14 protein-coding genes are annotated in these 19,216 nt (G+C 65.7%); 7 read left to right on the top strand and 7 right to left on the bottom strand.

Annotated elements, in window-relative coordinates; translation table 11 throughout:
• The first annotated feature begins 49 nt into the window (after positions 1–49).
• The 4 genes from lpdA to sucB are packed head-to-tail and all read left to right on the top strand — an operon-like array spanning position 50 to position 4,911.
• A complete protein-coding gene (gene lpdA / locus AAF481_17840) occupies positions 50–1,441 on the top strand; it encodes a dihydrolipoyl dehydrogenase (GenBank protein MEM7483040.1) in 1,392 nt (463 codons plus the stop codon).
• Positions 1,442–1,459: 18 nt separating this feature from the next.
• Positions 1,460–2,485 carry a thiamine pyrophosphate-dependent dehydrogenase E1 component subunit alpha gene (locus AAF481_17835; GenBank protein ID MEM7483039.1) on the top strand — a complete coding sequence of 342 codons (1,026 nt, stop codon included), beginning with the start codon at positions 1,460–1,462 and terminating at the stop codon, positions 2,483–2,485.
• Positions 2,482–3,477: an alpha-ketoacid dehydrogenase subunit beta gene (locus tag AAF481_17830; GenBank protein MEM7483038.1), complete on the top strand. Its 996-nt coding sequence runs from the start codon at positions 2,482–2,484 to the stop codon at positions 3,475–3,477. Before AAF481_17835 ends, AAF481_17830 begins: the two co-directional genes overlap by 4 nt.
• Before the next feature lie 54 nt (positions 3,478–3,531).
• Positions 3,532–4,911 carry a 2-oxoglutarate dehydrogenase, E2 component, dihydrolipoamide succinyltransferase gene (sucB, locus tag AAF481_17825; GenBank protein ID MEM7483037.1) on the top strand — a complete coding sequence of 460 codons (1,380 nt, stop codon included), beginning with the start codon at positions 3,532–3,534 and terminating at the stop codon, positions 4,909–4,911.
• A 406-nt stretch (positions 4,912–5,317) separates the two neighbouring features.
• Here sucB and AAF481_17820 read toward each other — a convergent pair whose 3' ends face one another.
• Both AAF481_17820 and AAF481_17815 read right to left on the bottom strand, forming a co-directional pair.
• Positions 5,318–6,079 (bottom strand): RNA methyltransferase, encoded by a 762-nt coding sequence (locus tag AAF481_17820; protein ID MEM7483036.1) that lies wholly within the window; start codon positions 6,077–6,079, stop codon positions 5,318–5,320.
• A gap of 202 nt (positions 6,080–6,281) precedes the next feature.
• Positions 6,282–6,929, bottom strand: a complete 648-nt coding sequence (locus tag AAF481_17815; protein MEM7483035.1) for a hypothetical protein — start codon at positions 6,927–6,929, stop codon at positions 6,282–6,284.
• 331 nt (positions 6,930–7,260) lie between these two features.
• Between AAF481_17815 and AAF481_17810 the strand changes: the two genes are divergently transcribed.
• Genes AAF481_17810 through AAF481_17800 form a run of 3 tightly spaced genes read left to right on the top strand, consistent with a single transcriptional unit; the run spans position 7,261 to position 12,227 of the window.
• The gene (locus AAF481_17810) at positions 7,261–8,676 is read left to right on the top strand and encodes a Glu/Leu/Phe/Val dehydrogenase (protein MEM7483034.1); all 1,416 of its coding nucleotides are present in this window, start codon (positions 7,261–7,263) and stop codon (positions 8,674–8,676) included.
• Between the two features lie 24 nt (positions 8,677–8,700).
• On the top strand, positions 8,701–9,822 hold the full coding sequence (locus AAF481_17805; protein MEM7483033.1) for an esterase-like activity of phytase family protein: 1,122 nt from the start codon (positions 8,701–8,703) through the stop codon (positions 9,820–9,822).
• Positions 9,819–12,227, top strand: coding sequence for a DUF87 domain-containing protein (locus AAF481_17800; protein ID MEM7483032.1), 2,409 nt, complete (start codon positions 9,819–9,821; stop codon positions 12,225–12,227). The genes AAF481_17805 and AAF481_17800 overlap by 4 nt, the downstream gene beginning before the upstream one ends.
• Positions 12,228–12,318: 91 nt before the next feature.
• On the opposite strand, the gene AAF481_17795 is transcribed toward AAF481_17800, so the two are convergent.
• From AAF481_17795 to AAF481_17775, 5 genes are all read right to left on the bottom strand, one after another.
• Positions 12,319–13,992 (bottom strand): proprotein convertase P-domain-containing protein, encoded by a 1,674-nt coding sequence (locus tag AAF481_17795; protein ID MEM7483031.1) that lies wholly within the window; start codon positions 13,990–13,992, stop codon positions 12,319–12,321.
• A gap of 160 nt (positions 13,993–14,152) precedes the next feature.
• Entirely contained in the window at positions 14,153–15,526 is a 1,374-nt protein-coding gene (locus tag AAF481_17790) for a mannose-1-phosphate guanylyltransferase/mannose-6-phosphate isomerase (protein MEM7483030.1), read from the bottom strand.
• A 79-nt stretch (positions 15,527–15,605) separates the two neighbouring features.
• Complete coding sequence (locus AAF481_17785; GenBank protein MEM7483029.1) at positions 15,606–16,280, bottom strand: zf-HC2 domain-containing protein; 675 nt, start codon at positions 16,278–16,280, stop codon at positions 15,606–15,608.
• Positions 16,277–16,849 carry a sigma-70 family RNA polymerase sigma factor gene (locus AAF481_17780; GenBank protein ID MEM7483028.1) on the bottom strand — a complete coding sequence of 191 codons (573 nt, stop codon included), beginning with the start codon at positions 16,847–16,849 and terminating at the stop codon, positions 16,277–16,279. Before AAF481_17780 ends, AAF481_17785 begins: the two co-directional genes overlap by 4 nt.
• 282 nt (positions 16,850–17,131) lie before the next feature.
• Positions 17,132–19,204 carry a GreA/GreB family elongation factor gene (locus tag AAF481_17775; protein ID MEM7483027.1) on the bottom strand — a complete coding sequence of 691 codons (2,073 nt, stop codon included), beginning with the start codon at positions 19,202–19,204 and terminating at the stop codon, positions 17,132–17,134.
• Between the last annotated feature and the right edge of the window lie 12 nt (positions 19,205–19,216).

The raw sequence follows: 19,216 nt of genomic DNA, 5'->3' as shown, positions 1-19,216 counted from the left end.
ACGAGATATTGAGCTGACGGCCGCGTGAGGCCGTGCGATGGGAGAATCAATGGCCGAACACGAATACGATCTGATCATCATCGGCAGCGGGCCCGGCGGCTATGTGGCCGCCATCCGGGCCGGTCAACTGGGCTTGAAGGTGGCGGTGGTGGAGAAGGACCCGAAGTTCGGGGGTACCTGCCTGCATCGCGGCTGCATTCCCACCAAGGCGCTCCTCCACACGGCGTCGGTGCTCGACGAAATCCGCCACGCCGGCGGCCTGGGTATCCAAGTGGGCGATCCGCAACTCGATCTCGACAAGGCGCACCAGCGCAAGCAGAAGGTGGTGGACAAGAATGCCGGCGGCGTGCAGTTCCTGTTCAAAAAGAACAACGTTAAGGGCATCCACGGCTTCGGCCGTATCGTCGGCAAGAACGAGGTCGAGGTGGACGACGGCAAGGGCAAGTCGGTATACACCACGGCGAACATCCTGATCGCCACCGGCTCCGTGCCGCGGGATCTGCCCTTCGCGCCGGTCGACGGCGAGAAGGTGATCAACTCCGACCACATGCTCAAGGTGCCGAAGGTGCCGAAGACCCTGGCGGTCTTGGGCGCCGGCGCCGTCGGTACCGAGTTTGCCTCCATCTTCACCTCCTTCGGCAGCGAGGTGACGCTGCTGGAGATGCTGCCGCGGCTGCTGCCGTTGGAGGATGAAGAGGTCTCCTCCGAACTCGCAAAGGCCTTCCGCAAGCGCGGCATCAAGTCGCTGACCGGTACCAAGTTGAAGGCCGTGGAAACCACCGAGACGGGCGTCAAGTTGGATCTCGAAGGCGCCGATCCGCTGGAGGCGGAGATGCTGCTGGTGGCCGTCGGCCGCGGTCCGGTGACCGACAACATCGGCCTCGACGCAGTCGGTCTGACCACCGAAAAAGGCTACCTCCAGACCAACGAGATGATGCAGACGGCGGTGGACAACATCTACGCCATCGGCGACGTGGTGGTGGCCGGTCCCTGGCTGGCCCACAAGGCCTCCGCCGAGGGCATTCTGGCGGTCGAGCACATGGCCGGCCACGCCACCCGGCCCCTCGACTACGGCAAGGTGCCGTCGGTGGTCTACACCGACCCGGAGGTCGGCAGCGTCGGCCTGACGGAAGCGGCCGCGAAGGAGGCAGGCTACGAGGTGGCGATCGGCAAATTCCCCTTCAGCGCCTCCGGCAAGGCGGCCATCGAGGGCAAGACCGTCGGTTTCGTCAAGGTGGTGCGGGACAAGAAATACGACGAACTGCTCGGCGTCCACATCATCGGTCCCCACGCCACGGACCTGATTGCCGAAGCCTGCGTCGCCCTGTCCGTTGAAACGACCACCGAGGAGCTGTTCCGCACCGTTCACGCCCACCCGACCCTGGCCGAGTCGGTGATGGAAGCGGCGCACGCTTCGCACGGTGCGGCGATCCACTTCTAGAAGGGTGAGCCTGATCCGATGAGCAAGAACTTCGGGCCGCTCCATCCAAAGGCGCAAGAGGAGTCGGCGGATCGCCTGGCCGCCACTTCCCTTGGGCCTGAGGATCAGAAGCGCCTCTATCACTTCATGACCCTCACCCGGCGGGTCGAGGCGCGGTTGTCGAACCTCTACCGCCAGGGCAAGGTGGTGGGCGGGCTGTATTCCGGCCACGGCCAGGAGGCGACCTCCGTCGGCAGCGCCTACGCCCTGGGCCCGGACGACTTCATGGGGCCGATCATCCGCAATCTGGGGAGCATGCTGGTGCGCGGCGTGCAGCCGCGCGAGGTGATGACCCAGTACATGGCCCGCGGCACAAGCCCCACCGGCGGTAAGGACGGCAACACCCACTTCGGCGACCTCGAACGGGGCCTGGTGGCGCCCATTTCGATGCTCGGCGCCTTGATTCCGGTGATGGCCGGGGTGGCGCTGGCGGGTCGCATGGAGGGCAAGGACTGGGTGGCCCTCACCTACATCGGCGATGGCGGTACGTCGACCGGGGACTTCCATGAGGGGATGAACTTTGCGGCGGTGGAGAACCTACCGCTGGTGGTCATCGCCGAGAACAACGGCTACGCCTACTCGACCCCGACGCGCAAGCAGATGCGCTGCCGGGACATCGTGTCCAAAGCGGTGGGCTACGGCATCGCCGGCGAGATCGTCGACGGCAACGACGTGCTGGCGGTCTACGAGGCGACCCGACGCGCCGTCGAGCGCGGCCGCCAAGGCGGCGGACCGACCTTGATCGAGTCCAAGACCTTCCGCATGAAGGGCCACGCCGAGCACGACGACGCCGGCTACGTGCCTGAGGAGCTGTTCGAAGAGTGGGCTGCCAAGGATCCCATCGCGCGCTTCGAAAAGCACCTGCTGAGCACCGAGCTGGCGAGCCAAGAAGAGCTCGACGGTATCGCCGCCGAGATCGAAAAATCCCTCGACGCGGAGGTCGACTTCGCCCTGGAGTCCCCCTTCCCGCCGGCGGAACGGGCCCTCGAAGGGGTGTTCGCATGAGCGCCGCGGCCGGCGGCGAGGGTGCCGTCACCTACCTGGCGGCGATCCGCCGCGCCATGTGGGACGCCATGGAGAGCGACGAGCGGGTGTTCATGATCGGCGAGGACATCGGCACCTACGGCGGCGCCTTCCGGGTGACTCAGGGATTTCTCGAGCGCTTCGGCGAGGAGCGGGTGATCGACACACCGATCAGCGAATCGGCCATCGTCGGTGCCGCCATCGGTGCCGCCATGATGGGTCGCCGACCGGTGGTCGAGATGCAGTTCATCGACTTCATCGCTTGCGCCTTCAACCAGATCGTCAATTTCGCGGCGCCCAATCACTACCGTTGGGGACCGGCGGTGCCGATGGTGGTGCGGGGGCCGTGCGGCGGCAATGTTCACGGCTCGGCCTTCCACAGCCAGAACCCGGAGGGTTTCTTCCACCGCGCGCCGGGTCTCAAGATCGTGGCGCCGGCCACCGTCGCAGACGCCTACGGCCTGATGCGGTCGGCGATCGACGATCTCAATCCGGTGCTCTTCTTCGAGCACAAGTACCTGTACCGGAGGGTGAAGGCGGAACTGCCCGAGAATCCCGCTCCGGTGGACATTGGCAAGGCGCGTATCGCCCGAGAGGGTAAGGATCTTTCGGTCATCACCTACGGTGCTATGCTGCACGTCGCGCTGGAGGCGGCGGAGATCCTGAGCGGTGACGGAATCGAACTGGAAGTGCTCGATTTGCGGACGTTGAAGCCCCTCGATGACGAGGCGATCCTCGCCACGGTGCGCAAGACGAATCGTGTGCTGGTACTCAATGAAGAGCCTCGGACGGGCTCGCTGGCCGGGGAGGTGGCGGCGCGCATTGCCGAGTCCGCCTTCGAGTGGCTGGATGGTCCTGTGCAGCGGCTGACCTGCTTGGATACGCCGGTACCCTACAGCCCGCCGATGGAAGCCTTTTATCTACCGAACGTCGAGAAGCTGGTGGCTCAGGTGCGCCAGCTCTCAAGCTACTGAGAAGACCCACGTTCCCCCCTGAGGGTGGAAACGAGCAGTCAGAGGGAGAAGTTTATGGCTACCGAAGTCGTGATGCCCCAGATGGGCGAGTCGATCGCCGAGGGCACGATCACCAAGTGGTTGGTGCAGCCCGGAGACAAGGTCGAACGCGACCAGCCCCTTTTCGAGATCTCCACCGACAAGGTCGATGCAGAGATCCCCAGCCCGATCGCCGGCACCCTAATCGAGATCAAGGCCCAGGAGGGCGAGACGGTTCCCGTCGACGCCGTCGTGGCGATGATCGGCGAAGAGGGCGAAAGCACCGGTGCCTCCGGCGACGCCGGCGACGAAAAAGAGGCCGAGAGCGCCGACCCGCCGGCTGCTGAAGAGGTCTCCGGCGCCGATGCCGGTGAAGGTTCCGAGGCCTCCGGCGCTGCCGATGACGCCTCCGGCGCCGAGGATGACTCGGACGACGACAAGCGGCCCGGCGGCCGTCGCTTCGCCAGTCCCTTGGTGCGCAAGATCGCTAAGGAAGAAGGGGTTGATCTGGCCGATGTCGAGGGCACCGGCGTCAAGGGCCGGGTGACCAAGGCGGACATCATGGCTTACCTCGAAGGCGGCGGAAAGGCCGCCTCTGAGAAGGACCAGCCGACGGCGCCGACCCCCGGTCAGCCGGCGCCGCCGCCGGCGAGCAAGCCTTCGAGCGGTTTCTCGGTGCCTCCCTACGGTCCCAATGAGCCGGTGGAGATCGAGCCGATGTCGAAGATTCGGCAGATCACCGCGGCACACATGCGTTACTCGAAGGACACCTCGGCGCACGTCACCACGGTGTTTCACTTCGACTTCACCCGGGTGGACCGCATCCGGCGGGCGGCCAAGGCCGGTTTTCTGAAGGCCAACGGCACCAAGCTCACCTACATGCCGTTCATCTTCAAGGCGGTGACCACGGCCTTGAAGAAGCACAAGCAGATCAATGCAGCCATCGACGGCACCAACATCGTGTACAAAAAGCGGATCAATCTGGGCATGGCCGTCGCCCTCGACCGAGGTCTGATCGTGCCGGTGATCAAGGATGCGGACGAACTCAACCTGGTCGGGTTGGCCAAGACCGCCAACGATCTGGCGGACCGCGCGCGCACCAAGAAGCTCAAACCCGACGAGGCTGCCGGCGGCACCTTCACCATCACCAACCCGGGGGTCTTCGGCAGCCTGTTCGGCACTCCGATCATCAACCAGCCGCAGGTGGCGATCATGGGTATCGGAGCCATCGAGAAGCGGCCGGTGGTGCGGCAGGACGCCGACGGTGCCGACACCCTGGCGATCCGCACCATGTCCTACTTCAACATCACCTACGACCACCGTTTGGTGGACGGCGCCGATGCGGATCACTTCATGAACGACGTCAAGAAGGTGATCGAAGAGGACCCCTGGTCCGAACTCGACGCGTACATCTAGCAGACTGCTGAAGGCCTTCGGCCATGATTTCAGCAGCGCTGCTTGATTCTCATTCAAGGGGGGCTGGGCGCCCCCCTCGCCCTGAAAAGCACAGCTTTTCGGCGGCCCGCGTAGGGCTCACCCCATCCTCAGCGGCTCTCGCCGCCGCCTCGTTCGGGGGCGCCTAGCCTTCGGGCTCGGGGCGAGGTGCAGGGAAAGCGGCCCCTTGCCTACTTGCTCAGTATCTGAAGTGTAGGGCAAAGGGGCCCGGCATCGCGCCGGGCCTCTTTTTATCTGACGGCCTATTGGTTTTTCGGGCCGATGGCGCTTAAGAAGATGTGAGGAGACTTTCCATTCAACGAGCAATCGTTGAGCGGCGGTGGAAAGTCACCGAGCGAGACGGGCAGGCCAGGGATTCCTGGCCTGCCTACCTTTTCTGTTTGCGGTGGCCGGAAAGGTAGGTCACCACGCCGTGCAGGGTGCGGACTTCACTCGCCGTCGGGGTGGCGCGCAGGAATAGATTCCACAGCTTGCGCACCGTTGTCGGGCGCCGCTCCGGTACGTTCAGAAAGCCGCTGGCGTCGAGGGCCTGCTCCAGGTGTTCGAAATAGTTCTCGAGTTCTGCCCGGGTGGCCGGCCGGTCGTCGCCCCCTGGAGCCTTTTGCGGCAGGTTCTCTGCTCCGCTGGGTTCCCACCCCGCCTGGTACCACTCGTAGGCCATCACCAACACCGCTTGACCGAGGTTCAAGGAGGAGAACTCAGGATTCAGGGGGACCTCCACGATGTGGTCCGCGCGGGCGACGTCGTCGTTGTCGAGGCCGGTGCGCTCCGGACCGAAGAGAATGCCGCAGGTTTCGCCCGCGGCGCCGGTGCGGCGCATCGTCTCGGCCGCCTGGCGGGGGGTGGCGATCGGCTTCACCATGTCTCGCCGGCGTGCCGTGGTGGCCCACAGATGGTGCAAGTCCGCGACCGCCTCGGCCGTGGAGTTGAACAGCCTAGCGGCTTCCAGGATCGCGTCGGCCCCGGAGGCGGCGGCCTGCGCCCGCGGGCACGGCCAGGCCGGCCGCGGCCGCACCAGGCGCAGATCCGTCAGCGCGCAGTTGGCCATCGCTCGGGCGACGAAACCGATGTTTTCGCCGAGCTGCGGGGCGACCAGGATGATCGCCGGTTGGATTGTAGAAGTGGGCATGGGGCGAAAAGGCCACCAGAGTCAGTGCCTTGCGACCGAGACCGAAGGCCTCGGCGGTTGCGAAGCAGCCGAGGATGGGGGTGAATTTCAAAAAGCTTGCTGTTTGAGTGAGGGGGGCGCCCAGCCCCCCTTGGAGTGACCGCTTTGGCAGTACTGATGCAAGTACTGCTGCAAATCTCCGCGAAGCGGATTCAGCAGTCTGCTAAAGCTTGAAGCGGATGCCGACGTACACCTTGGTCTGGTGCTCGTTGCGTTCGCCTTCGAGGAGATCGATGCGGCCGGTGCCGAAGAGCGCGATGTTTTCGCCGATGTTGACGTCCACGCCCACCTGCAGGTTGCCGCCAAGGGCTTCCTCTGAACCGTCGAGATCGGCGCCCGGCCCGGTGATCGACGGATCGACCGTGGCGTCGAGGAAGTGCACACCGAAGCCGACGCCGAGGAAGTAATCGGCGCTGCGGGTCGGCACCACACCGATGAGGTTCAAGCCCACCAGCAAATCGGAATCTTCGATGCCGGTGCTCTCACCCTTCCAGTACGAGACCTCCGGCTCCAGGTAGCCGCGAATGCCGGTGTCCGCCGGCGGGCGGCCGCGATAGGAGTCGCCGTCCCAGACCGGTTCGTCGTAGGACTTGCCGATGCGGAAACGAAGGGCTGCCGAGTAGTAGATCTCCGCCGACTCGGTGTCCTCCGGGTCAACCAGGCCAAGACCGAAGCCGAGCTGCAGGTCCCGACCGGCATCGCGGTAGCTGCCGTTCGCCTCGTCGTCCGCGAAGGCGATTCCACCGGTCATGAGCAGGGCTACCGCGAAGGCACCCACGATGGCCTTGAAGTGTCTCTTATTGCTCCACATTTCCGTTCTCCTCCGTAGGGTTGCAGCCCACCGTGACGCTGAACTCCGCCGTCATCGCGACCTCGGTGGAAGCCCGATCATCGGTCCGGTCGGCGGCGGCACTCGATGATCACGTTTCTGCGCTGATTCAAAGACGTAAATAGCCCCTTCGGCTCAACCGCACTGGACGGGGCCGTTCCTGTCTAAAATCTTCATTCATGGGGACCTAGGATCAAAGATTATCTTAGGTCCAGCTCCCAAAGCAAGAATGCGTGACAGGGGGCGACTCCCGGTTAGACTACCCTTCGACCCGTTTGCCAAGCCAGCCACCCTAAAGGAGTGTGGACCTCTTATGACCAGCGGCCGTTCGTTTCTCGACCAAGTCAACCGTGCCTTCGATCGGGCGGCGGATCATGTAGACCAACCGCCCGGATTGCTCGAGCAGATCAAGATCTGCAACCGCACCTACTCGATGGAGTTTCCCCTCCGTCGCAATGACGGATCGATCAAAGTGATCCGCGCCTGGCGGGCCGAGCACAGCCACCACAAGCTGCCAGTGAAGGGCGGCATCCGATACGCGCCGACGGTGGACGAGGACGAGGTGCGCGCCCTGGCGGCACTGATGACCTACAAATGTGCGGTGGTCAACGTACCCTTCGGTGGCGCCAAGGGCGGAGTGCGGATCGACCGCAAGGACTTCGAGGCGGAAGAACTCGAACGCATAACCCGTCGTTACACCTTCGAACTGCACAGCAAAGGCTTTATCGGCCCCGGTACTGATGTACCGGCGCCGGACTACGGCACCGGCGCCACCGAGATGGCCTGGATCCTCGACACCTACGGTTCCCTCACCGACGATCCGCTCGACGCCCTGGCCTGTGTCACCGGCAAGCCCGTAGGGCAAGGCGGCATCCGCGGCCGGGACGCGGCGACCGGGCGAGGCGTCTTCTTCGGAATTCGCGAGCTGTGCAACGCTCCCGAGGAGATGAAGGCGCTCGGACTCGAAGCGGGGCTGGAGGGCAAGCGGGTGGTGGTGCAGGGCCTCGGCAACGTCGGCTACCACGCGGCGCGCAATCTGCAGGAGGGCGGCGCGGTGCTGGTGGGGTTGGCGGAGTACGAAGGCGCCATTCACCGGCCCCAGGGGCTGGATGTGGACGATGTGATCCGCCATCGTCGGGAAACCGGCTCGATCCTAGGCTACTCAGGCGCCTCCGATCTGGCCCGCTCCACCGATGCCCTGGAACTCGATTGCGAGATCCTGGTACCGGCGGCCCTCGAAGGGGTGATCACCGAGAACAATGCGCCTCGCCTCCAGGCCAAGATCGTCGCCGAGGCGGCCAATGGACCGGTGACCGCCGGAGCCGACGACCAGCTTCGGCAGCGCGGTGTTTTGATCCTTCCGGACATCTATCTGAACGCCGGCGGCGTTACCGTGTCCTACTTCGAATGGCTGCGCAACCTTTCCCATGTTCGCTTCGGGCGCCTCAACCGGCGCTTCGAGCAGGCCTCCAACGCCCGCATGCTGAAAGCCATCGAGGAACTCACCGGAAAGGCCTTCGACTCCAAGATCCATCAGGAAGTGGTGCTCGGTGCTTCTGAGGCGGACATCGTGGATTCGGGGCTCGAAGAAACGATGATCGAAGCTCTGGATGAGATCCGCGCCGTACGTCAGCGTTTGGACAACGGCGTGGATTTGCGTACGGCGGCTTTCGTGAACGCGATCGAAAAGGTGGGCGTGGCGTACAACGCCATGGGAATTTTCCCTTAGCAAGAAATCCTCGACGGCTTGGCAATGCTCTTCACTCGTCTCGTCACCGGGTTTGCAGCCCTGCTGCTCGCCGGTTGTACCTCTTCGGGGGTTTTCGGGCCGGCGAAGGTGTCCGAATCGGGGCCGGTGCTGGAACTCATCGGCTATGCGGAGCTGCCGACGGGCACGTTGTTCCACGGCACGGAGGTCGGGGGCCTTTCGGGACTGACCTTCGATTCCAAGGGGCAGGTCTACTACGCCATTTCGGACGATCGCAGCGAACATGCGCCGGCTCGCTTCTACACCCTGGCTCTGGACCTGACTGCCGAGTCTTTCGACGAGGGCAATCTGCGGATCCTTGCGGTCACCACCCTGCAGCAAAACGGAGAACCCTTCGCCGAGGACACATTGGACCCGGAGGGGATTGCCTGGGTACCGGGGCAGGGGATTTTCATCTCTTCGGAGGGCAATGCCAGAAAAGCCATTGCGCCGTTCGTGCGGCGATTCGATCGTACCGGCGAGCAGATCGCGGAACTGCCGGTACCGGAGAAGTTCCTGCCCGATGGAAATCGAACCTATGGGGTGCGGAACAACCTGGGGTTCGAAGGGTTGTCCTTCGATCCGGAGACCCGTCTGCTGTGGGTGGCAACGGAGAATGCTCTGGCCCAGGAGGATGCCAAGGCGGATTTGGATCGGCCGAGTTCGGTTCGCCTTCTGGCCTATGACCTGGCCGCCGGGGGGACCCCGCGGGAGGTGCACTACCGGGTGGATCCGGTGGCCGAGGAGCCTAGTCCTTTCGATGACTACCGAACCGCCGGCCTGGTGGAGTTGATGGCTAGTGGGGACGGTCGATTCCTGTTTCTCGAACGCTCCTATTCGGCCGGTGCCGGCACCACGGTGCGGCTATACCAGGCGAGCCTCGACCAGGCGCCGGACATCTCCTCCCTGCCGATGGCAGAAGCCGGATCGCCGGTGGAGAAGTCGCTGGTAGCGGATTTGGATACCTTTGGAGTGCCGATGGACAATCTGGAGGGCATGGCTCTGGGACCCCGGTTGGGCGACGGCCGGCGGTTTCTGGTGGTGGTGTCGGACAACAATTTTCTGCCGGAGCAACGGAATCTGATCATGGTCTTCGCTTTGCGTTGGCCGGTGGAGGGAGCACGATGAGTCGGGACGCAGCGATCTACGAGAAGCTCGGAGCCTTTTACCTCGGCAGTCCGCACGATGTGACGAGTGGCGAGACAGCGGACGAGCCGCTGCTCTACGATGCGAAGGATCTGCTGACCCACGCCATGTGCGTGGGGATGACCGGCAGCGGCAAGACCGGCCTATGCGCCTGCCTGCTCGAAGAGGCGGCGATCGACGGGGTACCGGCGCTGATCATCGATCCCAAGGGCGACATGGGGAATCTGCTGCTGACCTTCCCGAATCTTTCGCCGCAGGAGTTCCGTCCGTGGATCGACGAAGACGCCGCCGGCCGCGCCGGCAAGTCACCGGACGAATTCGCCGCCGCCCAGGCGGAACTGTGGCGTAACGGCTTGAGCCAATGGGGCCAGGACGCCACCCGCATCCAGCGCTTGCGCCAGGCGGTGGACTTTCGCATCTACACCCCGGGCAGCGATGCCGGCCGGCCGGTCTCAGTGCTCTCTTCTTTCCAGGCGCCGCCGCCGGAGGTGCGCGGCGAGCGTGATCTGCTGCGCGATCGGATCTCGGCGACGGTGCAAGGCCTCCTCGGGCTGGTCGGTATCGACGCCGATCCGGTGCAGAGCCGCGAGCACATCCTGCTCGCCTCCCTCTTCGAGCGGGCCTGGAACGAGGGCCAGGACCTCGATTTGGGCGGCCTCATTCAGCAGGTGCAGCAGCCGCCGCTGGAGCGGGTGGGGGTGCTTCCCCTCGACTCCTTCTTTCCGGCAAAGGACCGCTTCGGTTTGGCGATGGCATTGAACAACCTGCTCGCCTCGCCGGGCTTCGCCGGTTGGATGGAGGGCGAGCCGCTGGACGTCGATCGATTGCTTTACGATTCCTCCGGCAAACCGTGCGTTTCGATCTTCTCGATCGCCCACCTGTCCGACGCGGAGCGCATGTTCTTCGTCACCCTGCTGCTGCAGCAGACCTTGGGCTGGATGCGCAGCCGCCCCGGTTCGTCGAGCCTGCGGGCGCTGCTCTACATGGACGAGGTGTTCGGCTTCATCCCGCCGGTGGCGGAGCCGCCTTCGAAGAAGCCGCTGCTGACCATGCTCAAGCAGGCACGAGCCTACGGCCTTGGGGTGGTGCTGGCGACCCAGAATCCGGCCGATCTGGACTACAAGGCACTCTCCAACATCGGCACCTGGTTCCTCGGTCGGCTGCAGACGGAGCGCGACAAGGCGCGGGTGCTCGACGGATTGGAAGGGGTGGGTGCCGGCGGTGCGGAGTTCGGCCGGCGGGAGATGGAGCAGCTCCTGGCGGGCCTCGGCAAGCGGGTGTTCCTGCTCCACAACGTCCACGAGCCGGCGCCGGAGGTGTTCCACACTCGCTGGGCGATGTCCTACCTGCGCGGGCCGCTGACCCGCGACCAGATCGACCGCCTGGTGCCCGATGACCTGCCCGTGCCGCCGCTGGCCGCCGACAATGGAGCCCGCTCTTCGGGGCAGGCCGCACCTTCGTCGTCGGCGAAGGCCGTCCGGCCGGTCCTGCCGTCGGAGATTCCGCAGCGCTACCTGCCGCTCCGCGGTCGGCCGGGAGACGATGTGACCTACGTCCCGCGGCTGATGGGCTTGGGCCGCGTCCACTTCGTAGACAAGCGCCGGGACATCGATCACCACCGGGATCTTGCGCTGCTGGCGGCGGTGCCGGAAGAGGTGGCGTCGATCGACTGGTATGACGCCACCGAAAGCGGCCTGGAACTGGCGGATCTGGAGTCCGATCCGGCGGCCGATTCCATCGCCTTCGGCGAGTTGCCGACGGCGGCGACCAAGACAAAGAGCTACCGGAGTTGGGAGAAGGAACTGTCCGAGACGCTGTATCGGGATCGGCGCTTGAGCCTGTGGGTGAGTCCCGGCCTCGATCTCACTTCGCAGCCGGGCGAGAGCGAGCGGGACTTCCGCATTCGGCTCACCGACCTCGCCCGGGAAGCGCGCGACGAAGAGATCGAAAAGCTGCGGGAGAAGGCCGAGAGGAAGCTCGCCACCCTGGGGGAACGCAAGCGCAAGGCGGAGCAAGCGGTGGAGCGTGAGCGGGACCAAGCTCGCGACGCCAAGCTCCAGACGGCGGTTTCCCTGGGGAGTACCCTGCTGGGCGCTCTGTTCGGCGGTCGGAGGCGCAGTCTGAGTACCGCGGCGCGCGGCGTCGGCCGCTCCTTCAAGCAGGGGCAGGACGTGGAGCGGGCGCTGGAGAACGTCGAGTCCTATGGGCGGCAGATCGCCGAGGTGGAAGAGGATCTGCGGCAGGACATCGAGACGATCGAAGAGCGCTGGGAGGCGCGCAATCTGCCCCTCGAGGAGGTGGAGGTCAAACCCCGGCGAGCGGACATCGATGTGCGCCTGGTCACCCTCGCCTGGGCGCCCTACCGGGCCGGCGAGGCGGCCTGGTAGCGCCTTCCTGCGAATAGCCCGAGCAAACGAAAAACGCCGGAGCGCTCAGCGCACTCCGGCGTTTCCGATGCCTGACGATTGGCGCTTGACGCTAGGCGGAGCGCCGCCTCATCAGGACAAAGGCGCCGAGACCTAACAGGCCGATCAGCACCAGCATGCCGACGCTACCCAGAGTCGGGATCTCGAGGATCGAGCCGACCGCCACGCTGGCCGTCGAGGCCTGGTTGGTGGTGTTCGAGTCCATCTCGTTGCCCATCACCATCGCGGTGTTGAATACCTCATTGGCGCCGCAGGCCGAGGCGTCCACGGTGACGTTGCAGAAGGCGATCGCACCGTTCGGCAAGGCTCCGAGATTCCAGGTCCACGGCGGAACGTCGCTGCCGCCGCAGTCGTCGCTGATGTAGGTGGTGCAGGGATCGAGCGGATCCGTCACCACCACGCCGGTGGCGTCGTCCGGGCCCATGTTTTCGACCCCGATGGTCCAGATGATGTTGTCGCCGCTGGCGACGCCGCTCTTGGCGACCGCCAGGTCGGTCTCCGGCGGGATGCAGGAGCAGGTGATGACCGAAAGCTCCCAACTGTTGAAGGTACCCGGGTCGCCACCGGCGTCGTCCGCTACGTCCATCACCCAGTCGCCGTTCGGATCCTCGCCGATCAAGGCGGCGAAGGACTCTTCCGGTGACAGCATCGGTGCGGGCGTGCCGCTGACGTAGGGGAAGTCACTGGCCGACTCGCCGCCGTCGTTGAACCAGTCGGTGCCGGCGAAAGTGTCGTCGTTGCCGCCGCCGTTGTCCGTCGACATGGTGATCTGGGTGCCCGCCGGCGAGGTGAGGAAGAATTCGATGTCGGCGGCGAAGGTGTGGCTGATGTCGGTGTTGACGGTGACGTCGCACAGGAAGGTGTTGGCGCCGGCAATCGCCAAGGTGTCCGAGACCGGAGCCCCAACATCGAAGCCCAGGCCGGGGCTGTTGGATACCGTGATCGGCGCATCGTCGATCGGCGCCACGGCGAGGGTCTCGATGCTCAGGGACCAGGACACGAAGGTGCCCGAGTCGCCGCCGGCATCGTCGACGATGGAGATCGCCCAGTCGCCGTTCGGATCCTCGCCAAAGAGGGCCGCGAGGGCCTCTTCGGGAGCCACCGTCGGGGCGGCCGTGCCGTTGACATAGGCGAAGTCACCGACCGGTCCCGGCGGCGCGGTGGCGCCGGCCTGGTCGTCGAACAAGGTGCCGGCGAAGGCGTCGTCGTTGCCGCCGGCGTTGTCGGTGGTGACGGTGATCACCGTGCCTTCGGGCGAGGTCAGCAGGATGTCGAGATCGGCCGGGAAGGTGTGGGTGATGTTGAGGGTCAGGTCCACGTCATAGATGAAGGTGCCGGCGCCGGCGATCGTGATGGTGTCCATCGGATCGTTGGCGTCGTCGATCGGCCCGCCGGGAGAGCTGCTGCCGGCACCGGGGGCGTCCAGAGCGCAGTTCGGCGGAACGGGAGCCACCACCGGCGCGGTACCGCCGCTCCGCCCTTGGAAGTCGACCCGCCCCGGATCATCACCGCCGAGGGCGTCGCTCAACTGCTGGTAGCGTCCCAGGAGTTCTTGGGTACGCACGGCGTGAATGGGATTGCCTTTGATCGAAGCCAGCTCGTCGGCAATGGAGATCATCTCCGCGTGCATGTCTTCTTTGACGCCTGCCAAGGCCGGCACCGCTAGGAATGTGAGCAGTACCGCGATGCCGGCGGTCGCGAGCCAGCGGCTTCCGAGTGTTTTCATCTTGGCCCCCCCTTGAGTTCTTGTGACTTCCGCGCCTCTGGCAGAAGGTTCGGCGCACTGGGCGCACACCGCAAGGGCGGTGACCGTTGCCCAAGTCCACCCGATGTAGAAAAACTCGTGATTTGGGCAGCAATCTATCAGAAAGGCCCGGGAATGGACCTCACGAGCGCTGCCAGTCGTCCTCGTAGCGCACGATGTCGTCTTCGCCGAAGTAGCTGCCGACCTGCACCTCCACCAGCTCGACCCAATCGCCCGTGGGGTTGGCGATGCGATGCTTGCTGCCGACGGGGATGAAAACGTGTTCCCCCGGTCCTGGCGTGAGGGTTTCGCCATCGAGCACGATCTGGGGTCGGCCCCGGATGATCACCCAGTGCTCGGAGCGCTTTTTGTGGGATTGGTAGGAAAGGCGCTTTCCCGGTGCCACCCGCAAGATCTTGGACTTGAATTCCTCGCCATCCCGAAGCACCTCGAAGGAGCCCCAGGGACGCTCCTCGAAAGCGTGCGCCTCGGCTTCCTTGAGGTCGGCGTTCTTGATCTGGTCGACCAGCTCCTTGACGCCCTGGGTGGCGCCCTGACCGGTGACCAGAAGGGCGTCCGCCGTGTCCACCACCCGCAGGTCGGACACGCCCACCAGGCCGTAGACCTTGTCGCCGTGGGGCAGGACGAAGTTGCCTTTGGCAGAGACCTCGAAGACCTTGGTGCCGCTCGGCCGCACCCGGGCCACCTCGTCCCAGCTCCCGAGGTCGCTCCAACCCATGGCGCAGGGAATGGTCACCAGGCCGTCGAGTTTTTCCATCACTCCGTAGTCCAGACTTTCGGCGGGCAGTGTGCGGTAGACCTCGCCGAGGTTCGAGTGGTCGTCCCTCAGCTCCGAGAGCTGCGCCCACATCTCCGGCATGTGGCGTTCGAAGGCGGCGATCAGGGTGTTCACCCGAAAGACGAACATGCCGGCGTTCCAGAAGAAATTGCCGGCGGCAAGATACTCCTCGGCGGTGGCCGCGTCGGGCTTCTCGTGGAACGCCCGGGCGCGGTAGGCGGCGAGGGGCGGTTCGCCGGCCACCACTTGGTCCGTCGCCTCGAGGTAGCCGTAGCCGGTCGCCGGTTCCGTCGGTCGGATGCCGAGGGTGACGATGGCGCCGTCGGCGGCCGCGCCTTCGGCGAGGCGGACGGCGGCGGCGAAAGCGGTTTCGTCCTCCACCAGGTGGTCCGCCGGAAAGATGCCGACGATTTCGTTCCCTCGCCCTTCGAGTTCGAGCTGTCGGCAGAGCAGCGCCACCGCCGGTGCGGTGTTGCGGCCGTAGGGTTCATAGAGGGCGGTGGCGGGATCGAGGCCCAGTCCCTCCAAGACGCCGCCGGTCAGATGTTCGGAGCCGCTGACGGCGATCACTCGCGGAGCGCCGAAGGGCACCAGGCGCTTGAGCGTCTTGACCAGCAGGGACTCGTCCAACAGGCGGTTGAACTGTTTCGGAAAGGCGGCACGGGACACGGGCCACAAGCGTGTGCCGCTGCCGCCGGAAAGTACGGCTGGAATCATTGGGTTTATCTCTCGCTCGCCCGTCCGCGATCCGATCCGCGAACGGCGGCGATCATATCGCCTCGCGACGGAGGAAGCGTCAGCCGGCGGGTGACGGTCTTACGACAATCTGTTGGTCGCCTTCGACAAAGCGCACTTCCCGCCACCCGCTGGGTAGTTCGGCGAGCCAAGGATAGGCCGCCAGCGCGTCCGGCCACAGGAGTTCTTGGGACGCCTCCCGATCGGTGAGGCCTTTGCCGGTCTGCTCGACCCAGCGCCGGTCCGATGACCAGTGGAAGGTCCGCTCGCCGGCCAGGTGGCTCCGAGTCGTGGGTCTCTCTGCGCCAGCGGCCGGCGCGTCTTCCGGCCAGTAGGCGTCGGGCACCGGCACGATCACCGTCTCCGAGCGGCCGCGCTCCCGCTCGACGCCGACGGAGAACAGGTAGATGAAGAGCAGCAAGGCGAGGATGACCCCCAGCATGGAGAGGATCGAGGAGTCGCCGCCGAAGCGCCCCAGGCGGTTCTCCAATCGGTCCACCAGCCCCTGGGGCCGCCCTTCGAGGGCCACTCGGCGCTGGACGTGCTGAGCGAGCACCGGCGGTGGCGCCGCCCGCTCGACGCGCCGCAGGCGGTCGATCACCCGCCGCAGGGAAGCGAGGTCCGCCCGGCAGGCCGGGCAATCGGCCACGTGCTCTGCGATGCGCTGCGAGTCGTCCGCCGAAAGCTCGCCGTCGAGGTAAGCGGAGAGCAGGTCCGTGGAGGCGTGGGTGGTCATGCCGGGGTCTCCGCAGTGTCGGTTTCGAGCAACTTGCGCAGGCGGTCGCGCCCGCGGGCGATGCGCGAGCGTACGGTGCCGATACGGCTGCCGGTGATCTCGGCGATCTCGCTGTAGGCCAGTCCCTCCAGATCCCGCAGGACCACCGCTTCGCGGTAGCGGCGGGGGAGCGCCTCGAGCGCCTCCGCCACCTGCCGTCCGGTGTCCGAAGCGGCGGCGTTGGCTTCCGGCGATCGCCGCGGATCGACCAGCCGTTCGAGAGGCCGGTCGTCGTGGTTGCGGCGCCGGCGCTGGAGCCGTCCGTTGCAGTAGTTCAAGGCGATGCGGTAAATCCACGTGCTCAACCGGGCGCCGCCGCGAAACTTGCTCAGGTGGCGAAAGATGCGGAGAAAGATCTCCTGGGTCCAGTCCGCCGCCTGTTCGGGGTTGCCGGCCATCCGCAGGGAGAGGTTGTAGACCATGTCGGCGTGCTGCTCATAGAGTTCTTCGAACGCCGTTTCGTCCCCGTGCAGGTGGCGTTCGACCAGTTCGAAGTCGAGATCTCGAAGCTCTGCGGTCGAGGCGGTCATGGTCCTGCCAGTTTAGACCCTTGAGCGGGTGGAAAGTTCCCGCGCGGGAAGTCAGGAAAATGAGGCGTCCCGTGATTGGGCGCTAGCAGGGTGCTGAAAAACTTCGACTGGACCTTCAGAACCCTGCGAGCGAGCCCGAAGGGCGAGGCGGCGCCGGAGGCGCCGAGGGTGGGGTGAGCCCGAAAAGACCTTGCTTTTCGGGCGAGGGGGCGCCCAGCCCCCTGGAATAGAAAACTAGCAGGGAAGCTGAACTCATAGGCCGAAGGCCTCTTCAGCGACCCGCTAGCGCGCCAGCGCGATGGCCGCCACGGTGACCGTCTCGCCGGCCACTTCGGCGGTGTCGCCGACGGCCTTGCCGAGGAGCGCCGCGGCGAGATCCGACTCGTAGGAGATCACCCCGCCGTCCGGATCGCTTTCCCAGGGGCCGAGGATCACCAACTCGCGCTCGCCGCCGTCCGCCGCCTCCAAGCGCACCCGGGTGCCGACCCGCACCTGCGACGGGTCGATGCGATCGAAGTCGATGGGCTGCACCTGGGAGAGCTCTTGATTGAGCTGCGCCGCCCGGGCGTTCAAGTACTCGTGGCGCTGGCGAGCAGACTTGTACTCGAAGTTCTCCCGTAGATCGCCCATCGCCCGGGCCTCGGCGATGGCCTCGCGGTTGGCCGGGATCTCGACCTTCATCAGCTCGTCGAATTCCTCGCGCTTGGCGGCGATGGACTCGCTGGTGGCGTACAGGCCACTGCTCGCTGCCTCGTCCTTGCGCAGCGTCGGGAAGCGCAGCTCGAGGGCGGTCATCAGCTCCTCGCGCTCGTAGGGTTCCAAGGTGCCGGCTCGGTCGATGGCATCGGCGGCGGCCGGCGCCTGATCCGGCGACAAGACCGCCATCAGCTTGGAGACCGTCCCGCCTCTTTCGATCAGTCTTTGGAGTCGCTGCCGGAAGGGAGCCAGTTCGTCCCGCCCGAGGTAGACCAGGATCTGCTGCAGCAGCCGCAGAGGGTTGCGGTCGCGGAGGGTTTCGTCTTCCGCGGCACGCTCGGCGATCCAGGTGAAGGCGCCCGGCGCCCGGTGGGGCAGGGCGAGGGTGCCGTCGAGGAAACGGTCGAGCTTCGAGGTGCCGCCGACAAGGTCGATCAACACGTCGATCGCCCGCGGATCGTCTTCCTGGGAAAGCCGGTCGAGGAGGTGTCCTTGGGCGTCATCCCGACGGTCGGCGAGGAGGCGGTATGCCTCTTCCCGCAAGGCTCGATCCTCGATGCCGGCCAAAAACCCCGGGATGTTCTTGGTTTCCCGCATCAGGCCGTCGGGAGAGAAATGCAGGTCCTCCGTCGGCAGGCCGGCGCGCTCCAGGGCGTGCCAGATCTCGAAGGTCAGCCCCGGATCGGAGACCAACGCTTCGACGGCGCTCTTCGCCAGTTCCGCTCCCATGCGCGCTTTGAGGTCTTCGTCGCGGGCGCCGTCGCGCCGCAACATGGCCATCCGCGCCCGGGTCTTGGCCCCCTCGAAGGAGCGCCACACGGCATCCACGGCGTCGTCGCTGGACTCCGCCCAGGAGTAGGTCTGCTTGGGGCCGGCGAGAACCTGCGGGTGCTTGCGGGCCGCCGACCACCAGGAGGTCCATTCGGAGTCCTTGACGATGCCGGTCAAGCCCTTGCGGATGTCGCCGGCCTTCAGGGGACGGTCGTGGGACTCAAGGAGCGCCCGCAGGACCTGCGGCGGGTCGTCCTTGGCGGCGGCCCGTAGGCCCTTCGGGTCCTCCAGCTTGCGCCGCAGAATGTGACCTTCGGGTAGCGATTCGAGCAGCTTGGGCGCCGCCCGGAATCCCACCGGCACGCCGGAGATGCGATCGAAATCGACCTTGAAGGTGGAGAGGGCGAAATTGACCTCGGCGATGCGGCCGACGCCCTTGCCCTCCATGGCGACGATGGTGCCCTGTTCGAAACGCATCAAGGCCTGGAGCCGTTCGACTTTCTCCCAGCTCTTGGGGATGTCCTGGGTCGCCTTGTCCAGGGCGACGCTGTTGGCCATCGCCGAGAGCGCTTCGCCGTCCGGGTAGATCTTTGCCAGCGTCTCCATGATGTGAGGGTGGATGTCGCCGGTGGCGAACATCAAGTGGCCGGCGAGGCGCAGGAGTTCCAGGCGCAGGCCCCAGCTCTCGCGCTCCCGGAGCTGTTCGTCGAGCACCCCCAGGAGCACCCGGGAGCGGTCGTCCTGGCCGGTGCCGCCGAGGGCGCGGGCGGCGCCCACGAAGTAGTCGAGGTCGGTGGGATCTTCTTCGACTCGGGCGAGCCAGTCGTCTTCCAGGGCGGAAAAATCGCCCTTCTCGATCTGCCCGCGGGTGTTGCGTGAGACGGCCATAGGAAGAGTCGG

The organism is Acidobacteriota bacterium, assembly GCA_039030395.1.
Classification (GTDB): Bacteria; Acidobacteriota; Thermoanaerobaculia; order Multivoradales; family JBCCEF01; genus JBCCEF01.
Note: the sequence above shows the minus strand (reverse complement) of the source record. Positions and strands in the feature narration are given on the sequence as shown.

Excerpts from the sequence above, each read along its gene's own strand:
- lpdA (MEM7483040.1), top strand. The coding sequence starts at position 50 with ATGGCCGAACACGAATACGATCTGATCATCATCGGCAGCGGGCCCGGC.
- AAF481_17835 (MEM7483039.1), top strand. The coding sequence starts at position 1,460 with ATGAGCAAGAACTTCGGGCCGCTCCATCCAAAGGCGCAAGAGGAGTCG.
- AAF481_17830 (MEM7483038.1), top strand. The coding sequence starts at position 2,482 with ATGAGCGCCGCGGCCGGCGGCGAGGGTGCCGTCACCTACCTGGCGGCG.
- sucB (MEM7483037.1), top strand. The coding sequence starts at position 3,532 with ATGGCTACCGAAGTCGTGATGCCCCAGATGGGCGAGTCGATCGCCGAG.
- AAF481_17820 (MEM7483036.1), bottom strand. The coding sequence starts at position 6,079 with ATGCCCACTTCTACAATCCAACCGGCGATCATCCTGGTCGCCCCGCAG.
- AAF481_17815 (MEM7483035.1), bottom strand. The coding sequence starts at position 6,929 with ATGTGGAGCAATAAGAGACACTTCAAGGCCATCGTGGGTGCCTTCGCG.
- AAF481_17810 (MEM7483034.1), top strand. The coding sequence starts at position 7,261 with ATGACCAGCGGCCGTTCGTTTCTCGACCAAGTCAACCGTGCCTTCGAT.
- AAF481_17805 (MEM7483033.1), top strand. The coding sequence starts at position 8,701 with ATGCTCTTCACTCGTCTCGTCACCGGGTTTGCAGCCCTGCTGCTCGCC.
- AAF481_17800 (MEM7483032.1), top strand. The coding sequence starts at position 9,819 with ATGAGTCGGGACGCAGCGATCTACGAGAAGCTCGGAGCCTTTTACCTC.
- AAF481_17795 (MEM7483031.1), bottom strand. The coding sequence starts at position 13,992 with ATGAAAACACTCGGAAGCCGCTGGCTCGCGACCGCCGGCATCGCGGTA.
- AAF481_17790 (MEM7483030.1), bottom strand. The coding sequence starts at position 15,526 with ATGATTCCAGCCGTACTTTCCGGCGGCAGCGGCACACGCTTGTGGCCC.
- AAF481_17785 (MEM7483029.1), bottom strand. The coding sequence starts at position 16,280 with ATGACCACCCACGCCTCCACGGACCTGCTCTCCGCTTACCTCGACGGC.
- AAF481_17780 (MEM7483028.1), bottom strand. The coding sequence starts at position 16,849 with ATGACCGCCTCGACCGCAGAGCTTCGAGATCTCGACTTCGAACTGGTC.
- AAF481_17775 (MEM7483027.1), bottom strand. The coding sequence starts at position 19,204 with ATGGCCGTCTCACGCAACACCCGCGGGCAGATCGAGAAGGGCGATTTT.